Genomic DNA, 4,394 nt, shown 5'->3' with positions numbered 1-4,394 from the left:
GCGGTTCACGTAGAGAATCGCATTGAACACGTCGCGGAGGTCGACTTTGGCCGGCTGGCCGGTGGGTCTGCGGTCGAGCCGGGCTTTTCGCCAGGTCCGCCCCCGATAGACGACGAACGCGCCGACCTCCATCACCGGCCGCCCGCCCCGTACCTCGCCCACCGCACTCAACCCCTCTCGAGTCCGGCGGCCCCGGACCGCCCACCGGCCCGCGCGTCCCCCCGCCCACCCGGGCCGACCAGCACCCGCTCGTGCAGCGGCCGGCCGAGATCCGCCCCCAGCCGCCCCGACCACAACGCGTGATACAGGGCGGGCAGAACCCGCAGCGGATCACCCACCGACACCGCCCCCTCGGCCAACGGCCGCGGCGCGGCAAACGCCCGACCCAGCAAGGCCCGAAGCTCGGGCGGCCCCTGATACCGGGGATGCCGGTAGCCGGCCAGCCACCGAAGGTTCGCCGCGAGAACCGCATCCAGCGGCCCGAGCCGCCGATACGACCAGCCGACCGCATCACACGCCGCAGCCACCACCGCCGCGGCTCTCAACGCCCGCTCGCCCCCCGCCCCGGCACGGCTCGGACAGTCGGCCAACAACGCGGTGCCGTCCGCGTACCGGGCAAACACCTGCGGCACCCACGACCGCGTCCGCCCGTCCACCGCATCGCGCCACAACAACCGCACCGGCCGCCCCGCCAAACCCACCACCCGCGGATCACGATCCAGGACCATCAACCGGTCGCGCATCGCAGCCGACCCGTGCACCACATGACCGCCGGTGGTCGCCGACCACCACCAACCCGGCCCGCACCGCCGTCCCGGCACCACCGGGAACGCCGACACCGGCGACAACTCCTCGAACCGCGTCGACCCCGCCGCCTCCACCCACGACCGCTGCGCAACGCACCCCACCGCGTCGGCGAACTCCGCCTCGACACCGGCCACTTCCGCAACCGCCGAAGCCCGAACACCCGCCCCGCCCACCGCTAATCGCTCATTCACGCCCGTAGTCAAGTACGCGAGAAACCCTCAGAAAGACAGAGAACCCCACCGCCACCCGAACGAGTGCACCCCACACGAACAACCCACGCACACACCGAGCTCGTGATAAAAGCCGTGCCGCACCAGACCCCGCCCCGCCCCCACACGCCGCCCACCCCCGATCAGAGACGCCACCGCCCGGCACCCGCGCAGCCGAACCAACCCCTCCAAAGCGCCGAAGAGCCACCCATCGGAATCAAAAACCCGCCCCAAACACAGCCGAACACCACGAACCCCCACCCGAATCTCACACCGAACCTCACACCCGACCTCACGTCCACCGCATCCCGACCGCGTCCAACGCGGCGACCCGCTCACCCGTCAACTTCCCGCGCCGAGCCCGGGTGTTGATGACCCACACCCCCAACCGCACCCCCTCGACCCCGCCACCCCCGGGCACGTCGACGGCCTCGACGCACCCGCGCGGGACCTCCAGATGCCCCTCCCGCGCGAAGAACACCCCGACCGCGGCCAATCCGACCGCGAACGCCTCACCCCTGCTGCGCCCCGCCCTCGGACCACCCGACCCCCCAGGCCGCTCCGCCACCGCCCCGACGGTCGGCGCCGCGACCCCAACGGCGAGCAGCACCTCCCGCTACGCCGGGTTCAGCCGCTCCCACCCCGCGACCCGACGCTCGACCCACCGCCCGATCACCACCCCGCGATACACCGTCCCAGACCCGGGAACGACCACCTCCCGCACCGCCACCACCGCACCGCCGCCGTCGACCCCCACCTCATCACCCGCCGCTACACCACGCGACGACCAGACCACGCCCACCTCACCACCCGACCCACGCCCACCCGCCGCCGCGCCTCCGACCCCGCCCTCTCGAACCGCCGCCGCGTCGGGCACCCCACGCCCACTCGCCGCTGCGCGGTACGACCCATCGGCGCCCACCCCGACATTCGGCTCACCCCCACCCGCCGCTGCGCCGTCGCCGCCCTCGGGGGTTGTGGGCGGGTTGTGGGCCTGTTGCCGGCCGCGGAGGTGGTTGAGGTGGCGCTGCCAATCGATCGACCGGTGCCGGGGGTTCCACTCGGGGTCGATGGCGGCGAGCTGCTCCGCGCGTGCCGGGTGGCGTTTCCCCGTTGCCCTGGCGCCATTTCTGCAGCTGCCGCCCGATGGGGAAGCCCTCGATGATTGCGTCGACCGGCGCGGCCGGGTCGCTGTGGAGTCGGGCGTATTGGCGGGCGTGGGCGTCCGGCCAGCCCTGTTCGTACTTCTAACTTCATTCGTCAGATTTCGGCTGAGTCTTCACAACAGAATCGTGGTTGATCCGTGGTGCACGGCAGGGCGCTGCCTTTGTCGTCGTGGCTCGGGTTGCCCGCCCCGGGGGGCTCGGGTGGTGGCACGCGGAGGAGCTCCGGGCGTCGACTCGAAAGTGGGGAGGGTTTCGTGTGGGGAATGTCGCGTGAGGTAAGTGGTGAGGAACTGCGGGCGGGTGTCGACGCGGCGATTCGCCTCCGGGTGCGGTGTCGTGGTGGCCGCGTGAATGTGTCGTCGATCGTGTGGCGGATCTGCCTGGTCACAGCCGTGTGGGGGCATGTTCGCGTCATTTCGATGCGGTTTTGTGGCGTCATGGAAACGACGTCCCGTAGGTCGGGGTCCTGCAACTTCCTCTTGCACCGCCGGCTGTCCGGCTTGTACCGGAACACGGGCCCTTTCGTGTGACGCGGAACGCTGTGAATCCCGGCCGGTCACTGCGGCCGACGTCTCGGACCGCTATCGCGACGTCGTCGAACCCCACGCCTCCGTCCGTGTCCACTACTACGACGTCGGCATCCTCGAAGGGCCGAAGGACGCGAACAGCGCCTCGACGACCGGGTCCTTCGATCCCGAACTCCTTCTTGTCCATGGCCAATTCGAAGGATTCAGAGGGACCGGTCACACGGCACTCGAACCTCTGGCGCCAGGGAGGACACGGTCAGGGAGCGCGGTGGAGTTTGCACAGGCGACCTTCGTCGGGGTCGCCGAGCCACTGCCACAGCACCGGCTTCGCATGCGTGCCGCCGGACGTGAACGATGTGAGGTCCCGCACCTGTGCGAACGTCAACCGAACCTCGGTGGAGCCCGTCTCGGGTGCGTGGAACGTCCAAGTGCCGGATCCCGTGCGCGGAGTCAGGTCGAAGACCTCGGTCGAGGACGCTCCCCGGTAGTGGCCGCACAACGCCGATGCCTGGAAGGTGCCGTCCATGTTCAAGGTGAGCGACCCGCCGTCTCCGTCCCGCCAGGTACCGACCGCTTCGTTCCTGTCGATGCGTAGGTCGCCTGGTGTCCCGTCGCCCCAGATCAGGGACGACGCGATGCCGACGGCGCACAGCAGTACGAACCCGAAGAGCAGCACACTGCAGCTGAGGCGGGGGAGGAGGGGGAGGCGGCTGCGGCCACCGCGATGCGCGGTGGGAGGATCCCACGGCGGTACCGACTCGACGGCCATCGAACCCCCTTGCCGATCCGTGCGGCCTTTCTACTCCACGCTGCGGATCGGCGGGACGTTGGGGTTGATCAAGCCCTCCATTGCTCCCTCTCGGATATTTTGAAAGGTTTTGTCGATTGATCATGTGTTGACCGTTGGGTCTGCAGGATCTGGGACGGGGCGGTTCCGTGGGGAAGCCGGTGGGCAGAGGATGGGGTCGGCCTGAAATGCTTGGTCGGCGGCTCTTGGCGCGGTTGTGCCGAACGGGTGTCGCGGGCGGGGTGGTTCGTGTCGCTCTTTTCCTGTCTGGTTTTCCTCCCGACTTTCGGGTCGGGTTGTTGTTCGGGGTCGGGTTTGTCGGTGGCGTCGTGTGGCGTTGCGTCGGTTGGGTGGCTGGTGGCGGATCCGGGGTGTGAGGGCCGCAGGAGGGCGTCCAGGCCGCTTGTCGGGTGGTTCCTGGTGGTTGCGGGCGCGGGTCTTGTGGTGGTTGTGGAGGGCCGGTCCGGTGTGCCTGGGGTCGGTGCCGGTTCGTTCGCGGATGTGGTGGTGGGGCCGCGGAGCGGACCTGTTCGCGGTTCCGGTGGGACCTGTCCCTCCTCTCGAATCTTACCCGGGTCGAGTTTTGATGCATGGCTTTGTCCCGTGACGCGATGCCCATCTATATTGGAAGTGGTCGACCGGTCGTGAAGTCGCCTGTTTCCAACATGGGTTGGTGGGTGACGGCTCCAAGTCCTGTGGTGCTGTGGGGTGTTGGTCCGCCTTCACGGGGCCGGTGTCCCGTCCGTTGATCCCGGAGGGCGTATGGCGCAACACACAAACCTCGCCTGCTACCAGCGCAGTTCCCGAGCAATCGCGATCGCGAGCCGGACACGCTCGGCGCGGTGGCCAATCGCGTAGCGATTGGGTGTTGGTTGGAAGTGACGTAGTCACTTCCAAC

The 4,394-nt window shown here is 69.1% G+C and carries 3 protein-coding genes and 1 pseudogene; all 4 read right to left on the bottom strand.

What is annotated here, in order from left to right:
- Nucleotides 1–93: pseudogene (locus tag ACIRL2_RS51240) on the bottom strand (IS5/IS1182 family transposase); the annotation flags it as partial.
- Between the two features lie 74 nt (nt 94–167).
- Nucleotides 168–1,010, bottom strand: a complete 843-nt coding sequence (locus tag ACIRL2_RS51235; protein ID WP_402242672.1) for a TnsA-like heteromeric transposase endonuclease subunit — start codon at nt 1,008–1,010, stop codon at nt 168–170.
- A 298-nt stretch (nt 1,011–1,308) separates the two neighbouring features.
- Nucleotides 1,309–1,584, bottom strand: coding sequence for a helicase associated domain-containing protein (locus ACIRL2_RS51230; protein WP_402242669.1), 276 nt, complete (start codon nt 1,582–1,584; stop codon nt 1,309–1,311).
- Between the two features lie 1,381 nt (nt 1,585–2,965).
- Entirely contained in the window at nt 2,966–3,478 is a 513-nt protein-coding gene (locus ACIRL2_RS51225; RefSeq protein ID WP_402242668.1) for a hypothetical protein, read from the bottom strand.
- Nucleotides 3,479–4,394: the final 916 nt, after the last annotated feature.

The sequence above is a fragment of the Embleya sp. NPDC127516 genome, assembly GCF_044765325.1.
In the GTDB taxonomy this organism is placed as follows: Bacteria; Actinomycetota; Actinomycetes; order Streptomycetales; family Streptomycetaceae; genus Embleya.
This window is presented reverse-complemented; position numbering and strand designations above follow the sequence as displayed.

What these genes read in the sequence shown, in the direction of transcription:
- ACIRL2_RS51225 (WP_402242668.1), bottom strand. Translation starts at nt 3,478, where the DNA reads ATGGCCGTCGAGTCGGTACCGCCGTGGGATCCTCCCACCGCGCATCGC.